The organism is Paenarthrobacter sp. TRD_SC_7, from assembly GCF_056156245.1.
Window position 1 is genome coordinate 982,150 of sequence record NZ_CM149587.1, and the last position, 20,369, is coordinate 1,002,518.

At 62.4% G+C, this 20,369-nt stretch carries 24 protein-coding genes and 1 pseudogene; 13 read left to right on the top strand and 12 right to left on the bottom strand.

Features of this window, described 5'->3' with window-relative positions; translation table 11 throughout:
* The first annotated feature begins 37 nt into the window (after positions 1 to 37).
* Complete coding sequence (locus AC0J5Z_RS04860; protein WP_475037813.1) at positions 38 to 2,212, top strand: MMPL family transporter; 2,175 nt, start codon at positions 38 to 40, stop codon at positions 2,210 to 2,212.
* Between the two features lie 3 nt (positions 2,213 to 2,215).
* Here AC0J5Z_RS04860 and AC0J5Z_RS04865 read toward each other — a convergent pair whose 3' ends face one another.
* From AC0J5Z_RS04865 to AC0J5Z_RS04885, 5 genes are read right to left on the bottom strand one after another with little or no spacing between them, the layout of a single operon-like run.
* Positions 2,216 to 2,725 carry an N-acetyltransferase family protein gene (locus AC0J5Z_RS04865; protein ID WP_475037815.1) on the bottom strand — a complete coding sequence of 170 codons (510 nt, stop codon included), beginning with the start codon at positions 2,723 to 2,725 and terminating at the stop codon, positions 2,216 to 2,218.
* Positions 2,722 to 3,072: an ArsR/SmtB family transcription factor gene (locus AC0J5Z_RS04870; protein ID WP_475037816.1), complete on the bottom strand. Its 351-nt coding sequence runs from the start codon at positions 3,070 to 3,072 to the stop codon at positions 2,722 to 2,724. The genes AC0J5Z_RS04865 and AC0J5Z_RS04870 overlap by 4 nt, the downstream gene beginning before the upstream one ends.
* A gap of 54 nt (positions 3,073 to 3,126) precedes the next feature.
* The gene (locus AC0J5Z_RS04875; RefSeq protein WP_475037818.1) at positions 3,127 to 3,828 is read right to left on the bottom strand and encodes a hypothetical protein; all 702 of its coding nucleotides are present in this window, start codon (positions 3,826 to 3,828) and stop codon (positions 3,127 to 3,129) included.
* A 28-nt stretch (positions 3,829 to 3,856) separates the two neighbouring features.
* Positions 3,857 to 4,516 (bottom strand): hypothetical protein, encoded by a 660-nt coding sequence (locus AC0J5Z_RS04880; RefSeq protein WP_475037819.1) that lies wholly within the window; start codon positions 4,514 to 4,516, stop codon positions 3,857 to 3,859.
* Positions 4,513 to 5,118 carry an RNA polymerase sigma factor gene (locus tag AC0J5Z_RS04885; protein ID WP_475037820.1) on the bottom strand — a complete coding sequence of 202 codons (606 nt, stop codon included), beginning with the start codon at positions 5,116 to 5,118 and terminating at the stop codon, positions 4,513 to 4,515. Before AC0J5Z_RS04885 ends, AC0J5Z_RS04880 begins: the two co-directional genes overlap by 4 nt.
* Positions 5,119 to 5,249: 131 nt before the next feature.
* Here AC0J5Z_RS04885 and AC0J5Z_RS04890 point away from each other — a divergent pair, with 131 nt between their 5' ends.
* Positions 5,250 to 5,828: a pyridoxamine 5'-phosphate oxidase family protein gene (locus tag AC0J5Z_RS04890; protein ID WP_475037821.1), complete on the top strand. Its 579-nt coding sequence runs from the start codon at positions 5,250 to 5,252 to the stop codon at positions 5,826 to 5,828.
* A 2-nt stretch (positions 5,829 to 5,830) separates the two neighbouring features.
* Here the strand turns inward: AC0J5Z_RS04890 and AC0J5Z_RS04895 are convergent, their stop codons facing one another.
* The gene (locus AC0J5Z_RS04895; protein ID WP_475037823.1) at positions 5,831 to 6,643 is read right to left on the bottom strand and encodes a hypothetical protein; all 813 of its coding nucleotides are present in this window, start codon (positions 6,641 to 6,643) and stop codon (positions 5,831 to 5,833) included.
* Between the two features lie 30 nt (positions 6,644 to 6,673).
* Complete coding sequence (locus AC0J5Z_RS04900) at positions 6,674 to 7,411, bottom strand: aquaporin (protein WP_475037825.1); 738 nt, start codon at positions 7,409 to 7,411, stop codon at positions 6,674 to 6,676.
* 45 nt (positions 7,412 to 7,456) lie between these two features.
* Here AC0J5Z_RS04900 and AC0J5Z_RS04905 point away from each other — a divergent pair, with 45 nt between their 5' ends.
* The 6 genes from AC0J5Z_RS04905 (at position 7,457) to AC0J5Z_RS04930 (ending at position 12,215) form a co-directional block, all read left to right on the top strand.
* Positions 7,457 to 8,131, top strand: a complete 675-nt coding sequence (locus AC0J5Z_RS04905) for an arsenate reductase/protein-tyrosine-phosphatase family protein (RefSeq protein ID WP_475037827.1) — start codon at positions 7,457 to 7,459, stop codon at positions 8,129 to 8,131.
* Positions 8,132 to 8,267: 136 nt separating this feature from the next.
* Positions 8,268 to 8,690 carry an arsenate reductase ArsC gene (locus AC0J5Z_RS04910; RefSeq protein ID WP_475037829.1) on the top strand — a complete coding sequence of 141 codons (423 nt, stop codon included), beginning with the start codon at positions 8,268 to 8,270 and terminating at the stop codon, positions 8,688 to 8,690.
* A gap of 24 nt (positions 8,691 to 8,714) precedes the next feature.
* The gene (gene trxB, locus AC0J5Z_RS04915; protein ID WP_475037831.1) at positions 8,715 to 9,692 is read left to right on the top strand and encodes a thioredoxin-disulfide reductase; all 978 of its coding nucleotides are present in this window, start codon (positions 8,715 to 8,717) and stop codon (positions 9,690 to 9,692) included.
* A gap of 29 nt (positions 9,693 to 9,721) precedes the next feature.
* Positions 9,722 to 11,098, top strand: a complete 1,377-nt coding sequence (locus AC0J5Z_RS04920) for an NAD(P)-binding domain-containing protein (RefSeq protein WP_475037833.1) — start codon at positions 9,722 to 9,724, stop codon at positions 11,096 to 11,098.
* Between the two features lie 38 nt (positions 11,099 to 11,136).
* Entirely contained in the window at positions 11,137 to 11,793 is a 657-nt protein-coding gene (locus tag AC0J5Z_RS04925) for an arsenate reductase ArsC (protein ID WP_475037835.1), read from the top strand.
* Positions 11,793 to 12,215: an arsenate-mycothiol transferase ArsC gene (locus AC0J5Z_RS04930; RefSeq protein ID WP_475037837.1), complete on the top strand. Its 423-nt coding sequence runs from the start codon at positions 11,793 to 11,795 to the stop codon at positions 12,213 to 12,215. The genes AC0J5Z_RS04925 and AC0J5Z_RS04930 overlap by 1 nt, the downstream gene beginning before the upstream one ends.
* Here AC0J5Z_RS04930 and AC0J5Z_RS04935 read toward each other — a convergent pair whose 3' ends face one another.
* A complete protein-coding gene (locus AC0J5Z_RS04935; RefSeq protein WP_043806369.1) occupies positions 12,216 to 13,073 on the bottom strand; it encodes a prephenate dehydratase in 858 nt (285 codons plus the stop codon).
* 109 nt (positions 13,074 to 13,182) lie between these two features.
* Between AC0J5Z_RS04935 and AC0J5Z_RS04940 the strand changes: the two genes are divergently transcribed.
* A complete protein-coding gene (locus AC0J5Z_RS04940; protein ID WP_475037838.1) occupies positions 13,183 to 13,710 on the top strand; it encodes a hypothetical protein in 528 nt (175 codons plus the stop codon).
* Between the two features lie 53 nt (positions 13,711 to 13,763).
* Here AC0J5Z_RS04940 and AC0J5Z_RS04945 read toward each other — a convergent pair whose 3' ends face one another.
* Positions 13,764 to 15,176 (bottom strand): aldehyde dehydrogenase family protein, encoded by a 1,413-nt coding sequence (locus tag AC0J5Z_RS04945; protein ID WP_475039553.1) that lies wholly within the window; start codon positions 15,174 to 15,176, stop codon positions 13,764 to 13,766.
* Between the two features lie 50 nt (positions 15,177 to 15,226).
* Between AC0J5Z_RS04945 and AC0J5Z_RS04950 the strand changes: the two are divergent.
* A pseudogene (locus tag AC0J5Z_RS04950) lies at positions 15,227 to 15,565 on the top strand (LysE family transporter); the annotation flags it as partial.
* 91 nt (positions 15,566 to 15,656) lie between these two features.
* The gene (locus AC0J5Z_RS04955) at positions 15,657 to 15,980 is read left to right on the top strand and encodes a LysE family translocator (RefSeq protein WP_475037840.1); all 324 of its coding nucleotides are present in this window, start codon (positions 15,657 to 15,659) and stop codon (positions 15,978 to 15,980) included.
* Here AC0J5Z_RS04955 and AC0J5Z_RS04960 read toward each other — a convergent pair.
* Both AC0J5Z_RS04960 and AC0J5Z_RS04965 read right to left on the bottom strand, forming a co-directional pair.
* Positions 15,977 to 16,708, bottom strand: coding sequence for a hypothetical protein (locus AC0J5Z_RS04960; protein WP_475037842.1), 732 nt, complete (start codon positions 16,706 to 16,708; stop codon positions 15,977 to 15,979). The genes AC0J5Z_RS04955 and AC0J5Z_RS04960 overlap by 4 nt on opposite strands.
* Positions 16,698 to 17,381 (bottom strand): helix-turn-helix domain-containing protein, encoded by a 684-nt coding sequence (locus AC0J5Z_RS04965; protein WP_475037844.1) that lies wholly within the window; start codon positions 17,379 to 17,381, stop codon positions 16,698 to 16,700. The genes AC0J5Z_RS04960 and AC0J5Z_RS04965 overlap by 11 nt, the downstream gene beginning before the upstream one ends.
* A 140-nt stretch (positions 17,382 to 17,521) precedes the next feature.
* On the opposite strand from AC0J5Z_RS04965, the gene AC0J5Z_RS04970 reads away from it, so the two are divergent.
* Complete coding sequence (locus tag AC0J5Z_RS04970) at positions 17,522 to 17,674, top strand: hypothetical protein (RefSeq protein WP_475037846.1); 153 nt, start codon at positions 17,522 to 17,524, stop codon at positions 17,672 to 17,674.
* On the opposite strand, the gene AC0J5Z_RS04975 is transcribed toward AC0J5Z_RS04970, so the two are convergent.
* Complete coding sequence (locus AC0J5Z_RS04975) at positions 17,671 to 18,261, bottom strand: TetR/AcrR family transcriptional regulator (RefSeq protein ID WP_475037848.1); 591 nt, start codon at positions 18,259 to 18,261, stop codon at positions 17,671 to 17,673. The genes AC0J5Z_RS04970 and AC0J5Z_RS04975 overlap by 4 nt on opposite strands.
* Positions 18,262 to 18,383: 122 nt before the next feature.
* Between AC0J5Z_RS04975 and AC0J5Z_RS04980 the strand changes: the two genes are divergently transcribed.
* Positions 18,384 to 20,360 carry a primary-amine oxidase gene (locus tag AC0J5Z_RS04980; protein WP_475037850.1) on the top strand — a complete coding sequence of 659 codons (1,977 nt, stop codon included), beginning with the start codon at positions 18,384 to 18,386 and terminating at the stop codon, positions 20,358 to 20,360.
* Positions 20,361 to 20,369 lie beyond the last annotated feature (9 nt).

The window sequence follows — 20,369 nt, forward strand, 5'->3', positions numbered from 1 at the left end:
AATAAAGATCCCGAAGCATCCCACTGAAGAAGGACTCATGAACTCGCAGAAGGTACCGTTCTGGCTGCGCTGGCTGATACCCGTGGTGCTGGTCATCACTTGGCTGGGTATCGCCGGCATCGGCGGCCCTACGTTTGGTCGATTGGAGGAGGTCTCGTCCAATGACCAGGCTTCGTTCCTCCCCGCCGGTGCCGAAGCCACGGAGGCGGGCGACTGGCAGGCCAAGTTCCGGGACTCCGAAGAGGTTCCCGCCGTGGTCGTCGTGGAAAATGACGCTGCTTTCACCCCGGCCCAGCTCGGCGAAGCAGCCCGGCTGAAATCCGACGTTGAGGCGCTCAAGCTGGGGAGCGCCGTCGTCGGCCCAATCCCATCGGAAGACGGCAAGGCCGTCCAGTTCATCGTCCCGATGGCCTCATCCGACGAGCTGCGCAAGAAGGTCCAGGAGCTTCGCGACGTGGTCCAGCCTGGCGCGCCGGAAGGAATGAAGGCCTTCGTCACTGGTCCCGCTGGCCTGACCGCCGACTTGGTCAACGCGTTCGGCGGGATCGACGGCATCCTGCTGCTGGTTGCCTTGGGCGCCGTGTTCGTGATCCTGCTGCTGGTTTACCGCTCGGTGGTGCTGCCGTTGGCGGTGCTGTTCACCTCTGTGTTCGCTCTTTGCGCCGCTATTTTGCTGGTGTTCGGTATGGCCAAGTTCGGCTGGATCCAGCTGAACGGCCAGAGCCAAGGCATCCTGTCCATCTTGGTGATTGGCGCGGCCACTGACTATGCGCTGCTGTATGTGGCGCGTTTCCGTGAGGCGTTGACCCACACCACCAACCGCACGCGGGCCGTCATCACGGCGTGGAAGGCATCGTTCGAACCGATCCTGGCCTCGGGCGCCACGGTGATCATCGCCCTGCTCTGCCTGCTCTTCTCCGACCTGAACTCCAACAAGGCGCTCGGTCCTGTGGCGGCGGCCGGCATCCTCTGCTCGCTGTTCGCCGCGCTTACGCTACTACCCGCGCTGATGGCTTTGCTTGGCCGGGCCGCCTTCTGGCCCTTCCGCCCCAAGCTACTGCCCGACGACGAACGCGAACCTCAAATTGTCACCGGTCTTGAGGGGCAGAAGGGTCTCTGGCGCGCCACGGGTCGCTTGGTTTCGCGCCGGCCGCGTGTCGTGTGGGTCGCTTCCGTGCTGCTGCTGTTGGTCGCATCCACCGGAATTCTGCAATTGAAGGCCAACGGTGTCCCGCAAACGGACGTCATCCTGTCCCAGTCCGACGCCGTTGACGGCCAGGACGCGCTGGCGCGCCACTTCGACGCCGGCAGCGGCAGCCCCGCCGTCGTGGTCGCATCCCAAGATGCCGCGCAGCAGGTCCTGGACAAGGTCAAAGCCGCCGACGGCGTAGGTGACGCCTACCTGCTGGCTGAAGGGAATGTGCCAATCACCGGCGCTCCGGGCGCTCCTGCTGAACCGGCTGTCCGCGACGGCAGGGTCCTGATCAACGCGACACTGAACTCAGCGGCCGATTCGATCGAAGCCGAGGAAGCAGTGAAGTCGCTGCGGGTAGCTGTACGCGACGCTGATTCAGTAGCTTTGGTGGGTGGAGTGACGGCGACTGCGCTGGACACCAATACCACCGCGCAGCGCGACTTGGTGGTCATCATCCCCATCGTGCTGGCGGTCATCCTGTTCATCCTGATGCTGCTGCTGCGCTCGGTGGTTGCCCCGGTGCTGCTGGTGCTGTCGGTGGTCCTGTCCTATGGCGCCGCGATGGGTGTCTCTGCGTGGGTCTTCAATGGAGTCTTCGGATTCTCTGGGGCTGACGCCACAGTGCCACTGTTCGGATTCGTGTTCCTGGTGGCACTCGGCGTGGACTACAACATCTTCCTGATGAGCCGTGTCCGCGAGGAGTCGTTGAAGCATGAGACGCGGCCGGGCATCCTGCGGGGGCTGGCTGTTACAGGCGGTGTGATCACCTCCGCCGGTGTGGTGCTCGCCGCTACGTTTGCAGCCCTTGGTGTCATTCCCATTATGTTCCTGGTGCAGTTGGCGTTCATCGTGGCGTTCGGTGTGCTGCTGGATACCGTGCTGGTGCGCTCCCTGCTGGTTCCCGCGCTGGCATACGACATCGGGAGCAAGATCTGGTGGCCGGGCAAGCCGGCGCGTGAGTCTTCGGGGGCCCCGGTTGGGCCTCGCGAGGAGGAAGAGGCGCCGGTGGGTCGGTAACCGTCAGTCAATGACAGGCGAGCGGCGCTCCAGCAGCAGGGTATCTTGCCATCGTCCGGCGGCGGGTCCGGTGCTCAAACGAGCAATACGGTCCCGCCGCCCGACGATGGCAAAACCCTGGGCCTGGTGCAAGCGAATGCTGGCCTCGTTTTCAGGGAAGATGCTGGACTGGATGGTCCAAATGCCCTTCGCCTCGGTAGAGGCAGCCAGTGCTTTCAGGAGACGGGCGCCGATGCCTTGTCCTCGTGCTGCTCCGGCCACGTAGATGGAATGCTCAACCACGCCGGCGTATGCCGGGCGCGAGGAAACCGGGGAGACCGCTGTCCAGCCCAGGATGTCGTCCTGGCTGTTGACCGCTACCACGCGATGGTCCGGAAGTCTGGAGTTGTTAAAGGCTTCCCATTCAGGGGCCGTTGTTTCGAACGTGGCGAATCCGGTGTCGATGCCTTCCTGAAAGATCTCCCTGACGGCAGGCCAATCTCCAGGTCCCATCGCCCGGAGCATCACCGTCACAGCTTGGCCAGGATGCCGGCTACGTCATCCAATGCGCCAGGAACCAGTGAGTAGTAGGCCCACGTTCCGCGCTTCTCCCTGTGCAGCAGGCCTGCGTCTACCAGAATCTTCAAGTGGTGCGAGACCGTGGGCTGGCCAAGGCCCAATGGCTCCGTGAGGTCGCAGACGCATGATTCACCCGAGGACTCAGCTTTGACGATGGAGAGGAGGCGTAGCCGGTTGGGGTCAGCGAGGGCCTTGAAGACCAGTGCCTTCTGCTTTGCCGCCTCAGCGCCCAAGGCAGACTGGCCTGTCGGGGCGCAGCAGTCTTGCTCCGTGGCGGGGTCGAGTGTGGGCAGTGCGGTCATGTATTCATTATGCCCGAACATTGACATTCATCAATGTATGTTCCGCCGGGTGGATTACCCGGCCAGTAGGGGGATGCCCAGAGTGCTGCAGACGTCGGCTGGGCCTGGGATGACGGCTACTTTGCCGTCGACGACGCACTCGGTGAGGAAGGGAATGAAGTTGCCGAAGGTCCTGATATTGGGGTCTTCGTAAAGTGGTTTCCCGTTCTGGTCTTTCCCTGATCCAGGGACGGAGGTGTGTTCGGCCGGGACGCCCGGGGGCGGGGAGATAAAGCCTTCAGGCACCAGATCGTCGTTGATTCCTTCCAAGATCATGCCGCCGTCCCATACGCGGCTGCATATGTTGATGGGGTCGCTGACCTGCAGGAGCCCGGAGCTGGGATCAGCGGGGGCGGGATTGGTCTTCGCATCGAACCCGACCTCCTCAATACCGGTTCCTATGTAAGGCGGCCTGGGCGACTCTGACGATCCTGGAATCTGGTACTCGGAGGTCAGGTCCGCCCTGTAATAGCAGCGAATGTCCCTCTTATCTTCCACAACGACCGGAGCTAGTGCCGTCTGGGATGAGTTACGTGTTGTCGATCGAGGTATGGCAACAAAAGTGGGTCGGTTGGTCGGCGCGTCCGCGGACGCGGTACTGCTTTCAACTGGGCTTTCCGATGAGGCAAAGGCACCGCTCAGAGTTGCCGAAGACAGGTAAATCCCGCCAGCAGCAACAAGGGCAGCCAGCGTCAGCGTTGCAGTGGATTTCTTCATATCAATACCCTTTTCCTTTAGGTTTCAGCTATTTTTCGAGGGCGGGGATGCCGAGTTTGGCGCATACTTCGGCTGGCCCGGGGATGACGGCAACGGAGTTCTCAACGACACATTCGGTGAGCTCGGGGACATAATGCCCTGAAGTAACGAGCGTTCCCGAGGGGATCATCGGGTTGCCTTCGGCATCCAGATCCCCGGACCATGTTTGGGGTGCCTGAACCTCGATCGGCCTGACGAACTCCTTGGGAATCAGGTCCTCAGTGATGCCGTCAGGGTTCATGGCGTTTGTGTCCCAGAGGGCGGCGCAGCTGGCAATGGGGTCCGTGACCTGCATCATCCCCGCGTTGGGATCCTCCGGCGTGGGGTTGGTCTTTGCATCGAACCCACGTTGCATAATCCCGGTGGTGATGTACGGAGGCCAGACGTCACCCGGAGACCCCGCAATTGGGTAGGTGGCGGTGAGGTCTGCCCGGTAGTAGCAGCGGATGTCCCGTTTGTCGTCCACTGGTGCCAGTGCGACGTAGACACCTGCCGCCGTGCTGCCCGCGAGGGCCAGCCCAGCGAAGGTCAGCGCCGCGGGTTTACGCCACCACGGCACGCGTTTGGGCTCTTTGCGGGCCTCGCGGATGAGCAGGTTACGGACAGCTTGTTTGGTGTCAGCGGGATAGCGGACGTCTGAAAGGTTCATGACAACCTCGATTCCAGAGTTGTGGGGGTTTCCGTGGCGCCGGCGAGAAGATGCGGGGCAGCTGAACGAAGTTTCTTCTTGGCCCGATTCACCCTGGAGCGGACTGTGCCCACGCGGACGCCCAGCGACGCGGCGGTTTCTTCGTAGCTGTAGCCGTTCATCACGCACAACAGCAACACATCCCGCTCACCATCGGTGAGGCTTGCTGTTCCAGCGAGCAGCTCCCGGACTTGCCGTTCGGTGTCCATTCGCTCATCGGCGGCTGTGGAGTGGTCCGGAACGAGGGGCGTGTGTGGAAGTCGACCCAGGAACTGCTCGTATCTGCGAGCGGAACGGGCGTTGTTTCGTGCAGCGTTGGTAGCAACGCCCAGCAACCATGGCAGCAACGAATCCCGCTGCAAGATCAAGTTCTTACGCTGCCGCCATGCTTCCAGAAACGTGACGGAGACGAGCTCTTCAGCATCGTGCCAGGATCCCGTGCGACTCAGGCAATATCGGAAAACCGCATCTGAGTGCCGGTCAAACAGCAATCCGAGCGCGTCGGCATCACCTTCAACGCACCTCTTCCATAGCTCCGCATCATGTTCCCCCAAATGGTTCATACCTAGTAGTGTCCGGTGCCCGCAGAATAGTTCCCACATTGCCGCACCCGGGGCAAAGCTCATATGCTCGCCGCTACCAGCTTCTGAGACGGGTTTTGAACCACGCTCGTGTCCATGGAAGCGTGTTCCCCATGGGCAAGGTGTATGGAACGATCGACGATCGGTTGAGCAAATTTATCGCACGGCAGGTGGTCTTTTTCGTTGCGACGGCCCCACTCTCCAGCGATGGCCATGTCAACGTATCTCCCCGAGGGCTTCCCGGCACCTTCAGGGTCCTTGATGAGCACACGTTTGCGTGGCTCGACGTCACCGGCAGTGGGAGCGAGACGATAGCCCACTTGAGGGAGAACGGTCGGATCACCATCATGTTCTGCGCCTTTGAAGGTCGCCCAAATATCGTCCGACTCCACGGGACTGGGCGCGTCGTTACCCGCTACGACGCTGAATTCAAATCACTCGCACAACGCTTCGACGCCAAACCGGGGGCGAGGGCCGTTGTTGTTGTTGACGTCCACCGTGTTTCGGATTCTTGCGGGTGGGGTGTTCCTTTGATGAGCTTCGAGGGCCACCGCGATTTGTTGGGTCCGTACTTCGAACGCAAGGGCGCTGACGGCAGTGCCGACTACCGGATCACCAAGAACCGCACCAGCATCGATGGCCTCGCCGCCTACGACTTTGACCCTGTGGAACAAAGCACGTACCTGACCTGAGGTCAACGGCGCCCCGCGGGCACCTGCTTCTGCTTCTGCTTGTCCTGCGACCGCCGTACTTTTTTGCGTTTTCGCCGACGCTTGGCTTGTACGTTGAACGGTGGCCTGGGTTCGCCAAATCTGGGGCCACTCCAGTACCGCCCGCCGAGCAAGATGCCGGCGAGGGCGCCGTAGGCCCACACAAACGGAAGGGCCTGTTGCCCGGTATTGCCACCCACGAAAATGAGCAGAAAGAACTCGACGGGTATGACCAGAAGGAGCATGTTCCTGGTCTGGATCGATGGTGGGAAGCGGAACAAAGCCCAGCCCGCAACCAACGCGCCCGCTAAGACGGCGCCGACTGGCGCCGTCGGCGTTTGAAGGGTGAGGTGGGCGATGCCAATTCCCACCAGGACGATAGCGCAGGCAGCGTTGATCAACGCAATGTGCCAGCCTCCTGTGAAAGCCTCGCCGTTGCGTTCACGCTTCTGATTAACTTCGGAGCCGGGGCGCTTCCCTGACCACGTGTATCCACCGGCGACTGCTCCTGCGAAGATCCCCAAGGACCATGACGCAGCTGCCGGGACGCCTAAACCATCCTCTACCGCAAATAAGGAGTAAAGGATAAGCGCCATAGCGAAGTGCATGACCGTGGACGCGCGAGTCGAGCGCGACACTACGCGGAAAAGGAAGAACGCGTAGACGGCTGCCAGAACAAAGAACAGCGATGCCGCAAGCAATACGCTGTGGGCCATCCACACAAAGACTGTCAGGATGACCGCGATCAACCCGCCGTAGAAGATTTGCGCGGACCACTGGTTCAACTTCTTCTTCACTTCGCCGATACCCCCGGGTACCAGACTAGGTCACCCCCGCTTTTCCACGGCGTGGGGCACGACGACATCGTCGGCGGCCCGTGACCCCGTGGGGAAAAGTAGCAGCAGAAGGCCGAGTCCAACGGCCGCACCTATCAGCTGCGCCAGGACAAAGCCCGGAGTTGAGCTGGGGGCGATGCCGGCGAACGTGTCGCTGAAGATGCGGCCTACCGTCACAGCCGGGTTTGCGAAGGACGTTGAGGACGTGAACCAGTACGCCGCGCCGATGTAGGCACCAACGGCAGGGGCTGCCAAGGCACCGCGCTTGGTGGCAGCGAGCGAGAATATCAGCAGAACAAGTCCGGCTGTTGCCACAACTTCACCCAACAGGTGGCCCGGGGTCGCACGGTCCTTGCCGGAGATTGAGGTGGCGGCCTCGAACATTGCATTCGCGAGCACACTGCCGCCGATTGCACCCGCGGTCTGCGCCACAATATACGTGCCAAGTTCCGTCAGCGACAGCCCGCCGCCGGTCCGCCTGCCCAGGATCCAGTCAACCAGAGAGACCACCGGGTTGAAATGTGCGCCGCTGACTGGTCCGAGGATCAGTATCAGGACCGTCAACCCGAGAACAGTTGCGGTGCTGTTCTGCAGCAACTGCAGGCCAACGTCATTTGGGGAGAGTTGCTGCGCTGCGATGCCGGAGCCGACAACGATGGCAACGAGCAGGCAGGTGCCCAAGGCTTCGGCGAGCGCGCGGCGCCACAGGAGAGGCGGGTGTGAAGTCATGCAAACAGCTTGACCGATGAAAGTAGTTCAGTCAAAATTGAATCAATGAAAATTGAGCAAGATTCGAGCCTCCTGGAGAGGGCTGCCAAATACGCGGCCCTTTCTGATCCTGCGCGGCTGCGCATCGTTGACCTGCTGACCTTGGGGGATTTGTCACCTACGGAGTTGCAGTCAGAGTTGGGCATGCCGGCGAATCTGTTGTCTCATCATCTGCGATCCATGGAGGACGCAGGGCTGGCGGTCCGGCGTCGTTCGGAAGCTGACAAGCGGCGCAGCTATGTTCGCCTGGCGCCTGGCGCCCTGGAGGGCCTCACTCCCGGCCGCCAGCATGGAGCGCGTCGGGTCTTATTCGTGTGCACCCGCAATAGCGCCCGTTCGCAACTGGCAACCGCGCTGTGGCGAACGGCCAGTGACATTCCATCGGTGTCGGCGGGAACCCATCCCGCGGAACGTGTGGCGCCAGGCGCCGTGGACGTTGCGATCCGCCATGGCTTGGACCTTGGGGGCTCCAAGCCCCGGCAGTTGGATCAAGTGGCGCATGACGAAGATTTGGTGATAACCGTCTGTGATAACGCCCATGAGGAACTTCCGGGGTTGCATGGCATTCACTGGTCCATTCCCGACCCGGTGCGGCTCGACACCGAGGAGGCGTTCGAGGATGCGTTCGCAAACATCTCGCGTCGCGTCCATGACCTGGCCCCCCGACTGCGTGCGGCATAGCCCAACGTGATTCAAATATTGACAATCATCAATCTGTAAGCCGATACTCAATGCATCGATGGATATCAATATCATTCGCGGCATTGGTGCGGAACGAACCCTAGCCAGACCAACTCAACCCACACAGGAGAACCCCGTGAGCACCGAAACCGCCAAGAAGCCGTCCGTTCTCTTCGTCTGCGTTCACAACGCAGGGCGCTCGCAGATGGCCGCCGCGTTCCTCACCACTCTTTCCCAAGGTGCCATTGAGGTCCGGTCAGCAGGCTCGCAGCCTGCGGACAAGGTCAACCCGGCCGCTGTCGAAGCGATGTCAGAAATTGGCATCGACATGTCGGCGGAAATCCCCAAGGTCCTCACGACCGAGGCGGTCAAGGAATCCGACGTGGTCATCACCATGGGCTGCGGTGACGAATGCCCGTACTTCCCCGGCAAGCGCTACGAGGACTGGGTTCTTGAAGATCCCGCCGGACAGGGTGTCGATGCCGTGCGTCCCATCCGCGACGAGATCAAGACCCGCATCGAGGGACTGATCGCCTCGCTGAACCCCGCCGTCAAGTAACCCCGACTACCAGGAGCGACTCCCGTGAGCAACGAACAACTGATCATCATCGGGTCCGGACCTGCTGGCTACACGGCGGCCATCTATGCGGCCCGCGCTGGTTTGAACCCCCTTGTTCTGGCCGGTTCCGTCACCGCTGGCGGCGCCCTCATGAACACCACGGAAGTGGAAAACTTCCCTGGCTTCCCGGGCGGCATTCAGGGACCCGAGCTCATGGACGGTCTCCAGGAGCAGGCCGAAAAGTTCGGCGCGCGAATAGTGTTCGACGACGTCACCGAAGTTGATCTCAAGGGTCACCTTAAGCGCGTAGTCACCGGAGCCGGTGAGACTCACGCGGCACCTGCTGTCATCCTTGCCACAGGCTCTGCCTACAAAGAGCTTGGCCTGCCGGAAGAAAAGAAGTTCAGCGGCCACGGAGTGTCCTGGTGTGCCACGTGCGATGGCTTCTTCTTCCGCGAGCAAGACATCATCGTTGTCGGGGGCGGTGACTCGGCGATGGAGGAAGCCACGTTCCTGACGCGCTTCGGGAAGTCCGTCACAATAGTGGTCCGGAAGGGTGAGCTGCGGGCATCCCGGATCATGGCCCAGCGTGCCAAGGACAATCCCAAAATCACGTTCGCTTGGAACTCGGCTATTACGGCCATTCATGGAGACACAAAGGTCACCGGTGTGACGCTCAAGGACACGCGTACCGGTGAAACCCGTGAGCAAGCCGCCACGGGTATCTTCGTTGCCATTGGTCATTTGCCGCGGACGGAACTGGTGGAAGGGCAGGTGGATCTCGACGCCGAGGGCTACATCAAGGTGGAGTCACCCACCACATTGACCAACCTCTCCGGCGTTTTCGCGTGCGGTGACGCCGTGGATCATCGCTATCGCCAAGCCATCACAGCGGCCGGCACAGGCTGCGCTGCCGCCCTGGACGCCGAGCGCTATCTCGCCGCTCTGGACGACATCGACAGCATTGCCACGGCGCTGGTCGAAGAGCCCACCCATTTCTGAGCTTTACCCAACGGAGGTATGAGGTACCCATGGTTGAGAACCTTCCAGTCGCCGTGATCGGCGCCGGTCCCATCGGCTTGGCTGCAGCGGCCCACTTGCTCGAGCGCGGTCTGGAGCCGATGATCTTTGAGGCCGGGCCAACAGCGGGTGCCGCCATTGAGCAGTGGCGCCACATCCGGTTGTTCTCGCCATGGCGTTTCAACCTCGACGCCGCGGCCGTCCGGTTGCTCGAACCGACGGGCTGGGAATCGCCTCGGCTAACCGCACTGCCATACGGCGGAGACCTCATCGACAACTATCTTGCCCCGTTGGCTGCGACCCCGGCTATCGCTTCCCGGCTCCAGACGGGAGCCCGGGTCCTCGCGGTCACCCGGATAGGCATGGACAAAACCCATGTGCGTGATCGCGAGACCACCCCGTTCATGGTCCGTGTTGAGCACGCTTCCGGGGTGGTGCGCGATTACACAATGTCAGCTGTCATCGACGCCTCCGGCACATGGTCAACACGCAACCCCCTTGGTACTTCAGGGTTGCCTGCCATCGGTGAAGACCGTGCATCAGGCCGGATTTCTTCGCCCTTGCCTGATGTTTCCGGGCGGGAGCGGGGCTCGTTCGCCGGCCGACGCGTCCTGGTCGTCGGAGCGGGGCACTCCGCAGCCAACACACTGATTAACCTCGCGGACCTGGCCAAGGATGAGCCCGAGACGCGGATCCTATGGGCCGTACGCGGTGCCTCAGCCGAGAAGGTCTACGGGGGTGGCGATGCCGACGGCCTGCCCGCACGCGGACAGCTCGGCTCCCGACTTCGCCGTTTGGTGGAGTCCGGCACGGTCGAATTGCACACTAGCTTTGGCATCAGCTCGCTCACAGATTCGGAGCGCGGCGTGACCGTGACATCCGGCGACGGCCGCACCGTGGTGACGGACGTCGTCGTGCCTTGTACGGGCTTCCGCCCGGACCTGGACATTCTTCGGGAACTGCGCCTTGACCTGGACCCTGCTGTTGAAGCGCCCACGGAACTGGGTCCGCTCATCGATCCCGAGTACCACTCCTGCGGCACTGTCCCACCTCACGGCGCCAGGGTTCTCGCCCACCCGGAGAAGGACTTCTACATCGTGGGCATGAAGTCCTACGGCCGTGCTCCGACGTTTCTCTTGGCTACCGGCTATGAGCAGGTCCGCTCTGTGGCCGCGGCACTGGCCGGGGATCAGACGGCGGCTGACACCGTGCACTTGGAGCTACCGGAAACTGGCGTTTGTTCATCCGACGCCGGTACCAGCTGCGACGTTCGTGCTGGGGTTCCATCGTTGGCCGACGAGCAGTCCAGCGGTTGCTGCTCTACTCCGGAGCCGGTGCTCGTCGGCATCCCGACCGGGCTGGCTCACGGCCGCTCAGGCGAGAACTGACCCACCTCTACCAGCCGGACACACAAGGGAGTACTGCCATGACCGAGCATCAGGAAACAACACTGGGGCTGCAGGACAATACCGAAGTCCTGCACCGGATAAGTAACCGACTCGCCGACCGCTTCAGTGGGATCTTCGCCCCTGAAACCGTGGAACGCTACGTCTTCGAGTCCTACACCGCCTTGGCCCGGACGTCGAAGATCAGCGCCTACCTGCCCGCCACCACCGAACACTTCGCCAACGACAGGCTGGCAGCCTTGGCCAAGTCCAAGAACTCCGTAGTTTCCGAGGTCCCGGAGGTGTTGTTCGTTTGCGTGCAGAACGCTGGCCGATCCCAAATGGCTGCGGCCCTGCTCAACGTCGAGGCCAAAGGAAAGATCCGGGTCCGCTCGGCTGGCTCCATGCCGGCCTCGGAAATGGACCCCAGGGTGGTCGCCGTCATGAGTGAAATGGGCCTTGATCTGGGCAGGAACTACCCCAAGCCCCTCACGGACGATGTTGTGCGGGCCTCGGACGTGGTCATCACCATGGGGTGTGGGGACTCCTGCCCGATCTACCCTGGCAAGCGCTACGAAGACTGGGAACTCACCGACCCAGCGGGCCAGTCCCTCGAGACTGTCCGGGAAATCCGCGACGAGATCCATGAACGCATCAAGTCCTTGGTGTCGACCCTCACGAAAGAAGCAGCGCTCTAATGACCCAGCAACACCCTGCAGTCCTCTTTGTCTGCAGCAAGAATGGGGGCAAATCCCAACTCGCCGCCGGCCTGATGCGTGAGCTCGCCGGGGACAAAGTCACTGTCTATTCGGCAGGCACCAAACCAGGCGACTCCCTGAACGCTCAGGCCGTGGACTCCCTCACCGAGCTGGGCATCAACGTCACAGGCGAGTACCCCAAGCCTGTCACCAACGAAGTCCTGAGCCTCGTGGACGCCGTCATTGTCTTGGGCAGGGAGGCCAAGCTCGATCCGCCTCCCGGCAAGCTGTTTGAAGTATGGGAGACCGACGAACCCTCTGAGCGTGGCATCCAAGGCATGGAACGCATGCGCCTGGTCCGGGATGACATCAATTCACGGGTCCGGAAGTTGTACGGCGAGCTCGGCGGCAGCGGCCTGTAACTAGGCGCTGACGGTGTTGCGCTCGCGATAACCGTCCGCGGCGTAGACACCGAGGACCCGGACCTCGGTGGTGAAGAACTCCAGTTCTTCCAGCGCACGGCGGAGTCGGGCATCCTCGGGGTGGCCCTCGACGTCGGAGAGGAACATGGTGGCAGCGAACTCGTCGCCCACCATGTAGCTTTCCAACCGGGTCATGTTGAGGCCGTTGGTCGCGAAGCCGCCCAGCGCCTTGTACAAAGCCGAGGGAACGTTGCGGACTCGGAACACGAAGCTGGTGATCGCGGGGCCGGGCAGTTCTTCCTTGGTCGGGAGCTCACGTTCCCGTGCCAGAACCACAAAGCGTGTGGTGTTGGTGGGGTCGTCTTCCACGCCGGAAGCCAGTACTTCGAGACCGTAGAGTCCCGCGGCAAGCGGGGGAGCGAGGGACAGCTTGCGGGGATCGTTCCAATCCCTGACTTCGCGTGCTGAGCCCGCGGTGTCACCGGCGATGACAGGCTTGAGGCCGGCTTCCCTGATGATCCTCCGGCACTGTCCCAGGGCGTGGATGTGACTGTGGACCTCCGTGGCGCCCTCAATCGTGCTGCCCGGGATCCCCAGGAGGTCGAAGCGGATGGGCAGGAAGTACTCGCCGACGATCTGGAGCTTGGACTGGGGGAGGAGGACGTGGATGTCGGCAACGCGCCCGGCGATGGAGTTCTCAATCGGGATCATGGCCAAATCGACTTCACCAGTGGACACCAGTTCAAACGCGTCCTCAAAGCTCGCGCACGGAACGCTTTCGAGTTCGGGGAACATTTCCTTGCACGCGAGATCCGAATTGGCTCCCGGCTCACCTTGGTACGCAATCTTTTGGGCCATGGTGCTCATGGTTACACGCGGAACACCCGGCAAACCAAACGCGTCCACCCTGTGACTGGACAAAAGGGAGCCGCCTTCTCTAGGTTCAGGGCAAGGATGGGGGCAGCCGATGGCGACTGCGGCAGCGTTCCAAGGGAACAAGGCAAACAATGTCAACGAGCAGCGGGTTGCAAGATTCGCAGTTACAGTCTTCGGAGTGTTCACCCTTCTGTGGGCGTTCCTGCTTTCTGGCGCAGTGGGCGAGTGCGTGCTGGCGCCCGGTCCATGGCAGGTCGCGACACACGGGTTAAGCCTGTTCTCAGTGCTCATCGTCTACCTGTACTGCCGGCATCTGGAGCACAGGACCAGCGCAGCCGGGCTGCTCTGCTTCGTCGCCGTCGTGTTCTTCTTCGCAGACATCGCTTTGGGCTTCCAGTACAGCCCATTTTTCGGAATCGCACTCATGGCATGGGGTGCCAGCACCCGACGACCCCTCATGGCCGCGGCGGGAGTTCTTGCCATTGGCGCAGCCATTTTCGCCCGGATCGAGCATTCCCTGGACGCCATCGCCGTAGCCGCAACGGGCGTGATCATTCTGGCGACAGCACTAGCCGTACGCCTGGGAAACCCAACTGAGTCGCAGCAGAGCACGTTCTGAGGGTCCAAAACGCGCACTACTGCGACCTAGTTGGGTAAGCACACCCTGGGAGGTCAGCCGTTGATGACCTGGGGGACGCCCAGGGCTTTGAGACCCTCTGCGCCGAACTCGAGGCCGTAACCGGACTGCTTAGCGCCGCCGAACGGGATGCGGGGGTCCACGGCGCCGTGCTTGTTGATCCACACGGTGCCGGCTTGGATCCGTGAGGCGACTTCCCGTGCGGCACCCACGTCAGAGGACCAGACTGAGGCGCCCAGTCCGACGTCGAGCGCGTTCGCCTTGGCGACTGCCTCGTCAACGGTGCTGTACTTGATGATCGGCAACGCGGGGCCGAACTGTTCCTCGGCCACCAGCGGGTTGTCGTTGTCGATGTCCGCCACGAGCGTGGTCGGATAGAAGTTGCCCGGTTGGTCGGCGTCGGGGTTGCCGCCGAGCAGTACCCTCGCTCCGGAATCGCGAGCGGCCTCAACCAGCCGGGCCACGATGTCGTACTGCTGCCGGTTCTGCAGTGGGCCCAAGACGTTGTTCTCATCCAGCCCGTTACCCATCGGCATCGCAGCGGCTACAGCAACAAGTTCAGCACAGACAGCCTCGTACTGGGACTCGTGCACGTAGAGGCGCTTCAGGGCGGCACAGGTCTGCCCGGTGTTGATGAACGCTCCCCAGAACAGGCCCTCGGCGATCGCCTTGGGGTCGGAGTCGGGCAGGACAATGCCGGCGTCGTTACCGCCGAGTTCCAGTGTGAGCCGCTTGACGGTATCGGCCGACGAGCGAATGATCGCCTTGCCCGTGGCGGTGGAGCCAGTGAACATGACCTTGCCAATGGCGTCGTGCGAGGCCAGCGCTTCGCCGACGTCGCGGCCACCGGAGACCACGGACAGCAATCCTTCGGGCAGTTCCTGGTTGATGATCGCAGCCAGCGCCAGCACGGACAGCGGCGTGTACTCGGAGGGCTTGACCACCACGGCGTTGCCCATGCGCAGGGCTGGGGCGATCTGCCACACCGTGATCATCATCGGCCAGTTCCACGGGCCGATGGCGCCGACGACGCCGATGGGCCGGTAGTGCAGTTCGGCGCGGGTTTCGCCGTCGTCCACTACGGTTTCGGGATCCAGTGGCGTAGCGGCAGTGGCACGAAGCCAGGCGGCGCAGGCGCCGACTTCGAAGCGCGCGTTCGGCCCGTTCAGCGGCTTGCCTTGCTCGCGGGAGAGCAGTTGGGCGAGTTCTTCGGCGGAGCGTTCGACGGCGTCGGCGGCCTTCATGAGCGCAGCGGACCTGGCGTCGTGGCCCAAGGCAGCCCAGGCAGGTTGCGCAGCAGAGGCAACTGCGATGGCGGCTTCGAGGTCCTCGACGGTGTGAACCGGGGCGTCGCCAACAGCCTCGCCCGTGGCGGGGTCAAGGATGGTGCGACTGTTTTGGCCGGGGGACGGGGTGATCGAGGCCAGCAGGGCGTCGTAAGTCTCCATTGGTACTCCGCTCGGGTAGTAAGTCTTGGCGGCCAGTGAGGCGCGCGGCGATGTTTCCAGTGTGGTCGGCGTCACGCGATGGGGCCTTGTCGTTGAACGAACAGCCCTTGACGGGAAGCGAACGCTTTCCGCGTGAGCCCCTGTGCCTGATAATCGAGCTTGTGACTCTTGCTTCCCTCGCAGCCTTCGCTGGCCTCTGCCTTGTCCTGTCAGTAACGCCCGGTCCGGACACTTTCCTGGTCCTGCGCATCGCATTGAACCGTCCCAGTGCTGGAATTGCTGCGGCCGCAGGGTCTGCGATTGGCGCAATTGCCTGGGCTGGACTGGTGGGCATGGGCCTCGCCGCCGTCCTCGAGCAGTCGGCGGAACTCTTCCGATGGGTCAAGATCGCGGGTGGCCTGTACTTGCTGTACTTGGGGGTTTCTTCGTTCATCAAGTCCCGCAAGGCAGCCAAAGCAGGTGCCGAAGGAGAAGGCTCCAATGCACCTCTCCCGTACAGCCGACTCTCGGCTCTGGGGGGCAGGAGCCCTGTCCACGCTCCTCAACCCCAAGGTTGGCCTGTTCTACCTTGCGGTGGTGCCGCAGTTCATTCCGCACGGCGGCGACACCATGGGCACCTCGCTCATCCTGGGCGTCGTCGTTGCCGTCATTGCCTTCGCTTACCTCTCGATGATCGCCGTAGTGGCGTTCAAAGCGATGCGGTGGCTCAAGCGCCCCAAGGTGAGCACCGTCGTCGAGCGTGTCAGCAGCGGTGTGATCGCCGGGCTGGGTGTGGGAGTAGTGGCGTCGGGCGCCACCAGTTAGGCAGCCGGTTTCAGCGAGATTCGCAGACGTTCCACGCCCTCGGCACCTTCCGGCACCTGCTCCATGAGCTCCGGTTCATTGGCAAGGCGACCAAGCATGTTCGCCAGGTGGTCCCGTTCAGCGGGCTTGTAAGTGACGTTACGAAGGTCGGAGGCCCGGACAACAGAGGCCAAGATAAGGAAGTCATCGATGTGTCGCTGCCGTCGTGGGTCGTTGATGATGGTCAGCGCCCCTGCTTTCCCGATGAGGCTGCCGAGGATCGTGGGCCGGTTGACGCTACCGGACGCTGATCCTGCTTGAACTTCGACGGTCTCGGAGCGGTCGAGAGCTTGCTGGCTGGCGGGGGCAGCGATTGTTGTCCCGCCGGTAACTCCCCGGCGCTTCTCGGCGCGTTCACCGAGATGGCGCGGAATGAGGACGTCCACTAAAGCCTGCCCGCGCTCCCATCGATGCTGGTAGCCCTCCGGGGATTCTCCAGCGGATTCGAAGCCGAGCTTCATGAGGAGTTCAGTGAAATCGTGAAGCATCGTGGGGTATGCCCGGATGTCCAACGCCATATCAGCGTCCTTGGTAGGTCGCACGTACGGGCCACCACGTTCGACAGCGTGCAGGAAGACCGCTTGGCCACCGACCAAGACCCAACCCTGCGGCATCGCACTATGGATTTCGAAGACAGCCTGCCACGCTTCCTGCTGTTCGGTGAGCATTGCGGGAAGTTCAATGGGCATGGACGCTCCTGAGGATTTCGCGTGCGGCTTGTTGTTCACGGACACCGGGCCGTTCAGCCAAGTCTGCCGCCACCACTAGTGGGGGAAGTTCGTCGGGGACTTGCTCGGCGGCGCGGAGGATTACATTCGGCCTCTTGCCGGGGAATGGCTCAACCAGGAACCAGTCCTTGACGACGTCTCTGAGCTCATCGCGTCGCACGTAGGCTTCAACCTCTGAATTCGCCAACAGCCCAGAGCGCGGGTGAGAGACTCCGGAGAGGTGGATTCGTTTGTCCTCCCGAAGTTCGGCAATGTCGGACGGACTGGAAGAGAACTCGAACCTTTCGGCGCGATTGGCCAGCCACGCGAGAAGTTCTGGCAAGTCGGGGGAGCCCTGCAGCCGGCTGATGCGCTCTTTCAGGCGATGTTTCTCGACCGGGGAGGGTTCGAGGTAATCAAGGAGAGAGTGCCGTGCGCTGTCGTCCCAGAAGCAAGACATGAGTTGCCAGGCGCTGCGTTCGGACAGCGGCCGGCCGGCAGGCTTTCCAGGCCGGTAATGGGCAGCGTCGGCTTCCTCAACGATCCAGCGTCCACCGACTCGTTGGCCGCGTATACGTCCGGATTGGACGAGCTGCCGTGCTCGGCTCTCGTTGACGTTGAGGCGCTTGGCCAGCTCCGGGATGCTCAAAGCCATTTCATAATCCTATCGGTATCGCTATGAATATGTAATCGTTTCATGCTCCAAGGTGGAGATTGCAGATTCCTAGCGTTTCCGCTACCAATATGTAATCAGAGGGTGAGCCAAGAAACTTCTAGAGGAACGACCGTGGCGCGGTGGCCATCCACCCGGAGGTTACTGGCGTCGTCGCGGTTGCGTTGGCATGGCGGCCACCCCTGACACGGGTGAGCACCGTCGTCGAGCGTGTCAGCAGCGGTGTGATCGCCGGGCTGGGTGTGGGAGTAGTGGCGTCGGGCGCCACCAGTTAGGCAGCCAGCAACGCCAGATAGTTATCCAACTGCCCCCCGAGGTCCAGCGAGAAGTGCTCATCGGGGGACAGTGCGGCCACGATCTGCGCGCCCAGCATCATGTTGAGCAGGTGATCAGCGACGGCGGCGTCCCCGATGGGGGCGGCGATCTCACCGCCCGCCCGGGCTGCTGCGCAATGGGCCGTAATGGTGGTGTGCCACTGGCTCATGGACTCGCTGTGGAGGGCGGCCATCTCGGCGTCGTTGAGTGCCTTCTGCCAGAAGGGAATCACGATGCGGGCTTCGTTGACGCGTTCTTCATCGAGCGGCAGGACTTCGGCGCAGAACGCACGGAGGGCCGCCACGCCTGACAGCCCCTCGGTCATCGAGGCAATGCGCTGGTTGGTTCGGTTGAAGACGTGACCGAACGCCGATGTCAGCAGCAGGTCCTTGGTGGGGAAGTAGGGCTTGAGTGCACCGTTGGCGAAGCCTGCTTCCTCGGCAATTTCCCGCATGGTGGCGCCTTCCATGCCCAGCCTCGCGATGATGCGCCAGGTTGCGTCCACCAGTTCGAGGCGTCGTTGATCGTGGTCCACAATCTTTGGCACTGAAGGGGCTCCCGGAAAACAAATGGCGGACAGGTCTTGTGACCCATCTTACGTTTTGGTTATTCTCTACACCTATAGAAAATAAATTTTGACCCATCGTAGGTCCCGGACAAGAGGCAGCCATGACGCCCACAGCAACTGAGACAGCAACTGAAGCCGTCGCCCTTGAGGAAACGCAGTACGGCCTGGCAACGGGCGCCGAAATTTCCCAGGTGCAGGCGATCCTGCAGGCCGCCGGCCATCTTGGGGCCGGGAAACGGATTGCCTACTTAGGGTTGGTGGACCCTTCCCGCGACGCCACCGAGCAGGAGCGCCGCTTCCGCGTCTTCATCCACGACATTTCGGGCGGCGCGCCTACCGACGTCCTCGTCTCCGCGACCCGCGGCGAGATCCTGACAGCCATAGAGCTGGACACCAAGGTCTCAGGCGAACTCCCCGTGCTGGAGGAGGAATTCGATGTTGTCGAGACGCTCCTCGCGACGGACGAGCGGTGGCTCGCCGCGCTCGCAGCCCGGGGCCTGGACGTGGAAAAGGTCCGCGTTGCTCCGCTGTCCGCTGGGGTTTTTGAGTACGAAGAGGAACGCGGGCGCCGCATCCTCCGCGGACTGGCCTTCGTGCAGGATTTCCCGGAAGACAGTGCTTGGGCGCACCCTGTGGATGGGCTCGTGGCGTACGTTGACGTGGTGAACAAGGAAGTCACCCAGGTGATCGACCTTGGAGCCATGCCCATCCCCGCGGAGCACGGAAACTACACTGATCCCGAGCTGACCGGACCCCTCCGCGAAACCCAGAAGCCCATCAGCATCACCCAGCCGGAAGGTCCGAGCTTCACCGTCACCGGCAGCAACCACGTGGAATGGGAAAAGTGGAGCGTGGACGTTGGCTTCGATGTCCGGGAAGGAGTGGTCCTCCACAACCTCGCTTTCCAGGACGGCGACAAGAAACGCCCCATCATCAACCGTGCCTCCATCGCCGAGATGGTGGTGCCCTACGGCGATCCCTCGCCCATCCGTTCCTGGCAAAACTACTTCGATACCGGCGAATACCTGGTAGGCCAGTACGCCAACTCCCTGGAACTGGGCTGCGATTGCCTGGGTGAGATCACCTACCTCAGCCCGATCATCAGCGACGCTTTCTGCAACCCCCGCGAAATCCGCAACGGGATCTGCATCCACGAGGAAGACTGGGGCATCCTGTCCAAGCACTCCGACCTCTGGACCGGCATCAACTACACCCGCCGCAACCGCCGCCTGGTGATCTCCTTCTTCACCACCATCGGCAACTACGACTACGGCTTCTACTGGTACCTCTATCTGGACGGCACCATCGAATTCGAAGCCAAAGCCACCGGCATCGTGTTCACCAGCGCCTTCCCGGAAGGCGGATCGGACAACATCTCGCAGTTGGCTCCCGGCCTCGGTGCCCCGTTCCACCAGCACCTCTTCAGCGCACGACTGGACATGGCCATTGACGGCTTCACCAACCGCGTGGAGGAAGAAGACGTGGTCCGCCAAGCCATGGGCCAAGGCAACGAGCGCGGCAACGCATTCTCCCGAAAGCGCACGCTGCTTAGCCGCGAGTCCGAGGGCGTCCGCGACGCAGACGCGCGGGCAGGCCGGACTTGGGTCATCTCCAATCCCGAGTCCCGTAACCGGCTGGGCGAGCCCGTTGGCTACAAGCTCCATGTCCAGAACCAGCCCACGCTGCTGGCCGACCCCGGATCGTCGATTGCGAAGCGCGCAGCGTTCGCCACCAAGGACGTGTGGGTCACCCGGTACGCCGACGAGGAGCGCTACCCCACGGGCGACTTCGTGAACCAGCACTCCGGAGGAGCGGGCCTCCCCGCGTATGTTGCACAGGATCGTGACATCGACGGCCAGGACATCGTCCTCTGGCACACCTTCGGCCTCACGCACTTCCCGCGTGTGGAGGACTGGCCGATCATGCCCGTGGACACCGTCGGCTTTAGGCTCCGTCCTGAAGGATTCTTCGACCGAAGCCCGGTCCTGGATGTGCCAGCCAACGTTTCGGGTTCGAGCTGCCACAGCGAGGCCGCCGCTGACAGCGAACACGGCGAGCCCGCCGGGCACTGCCACTAACGCAGCGCC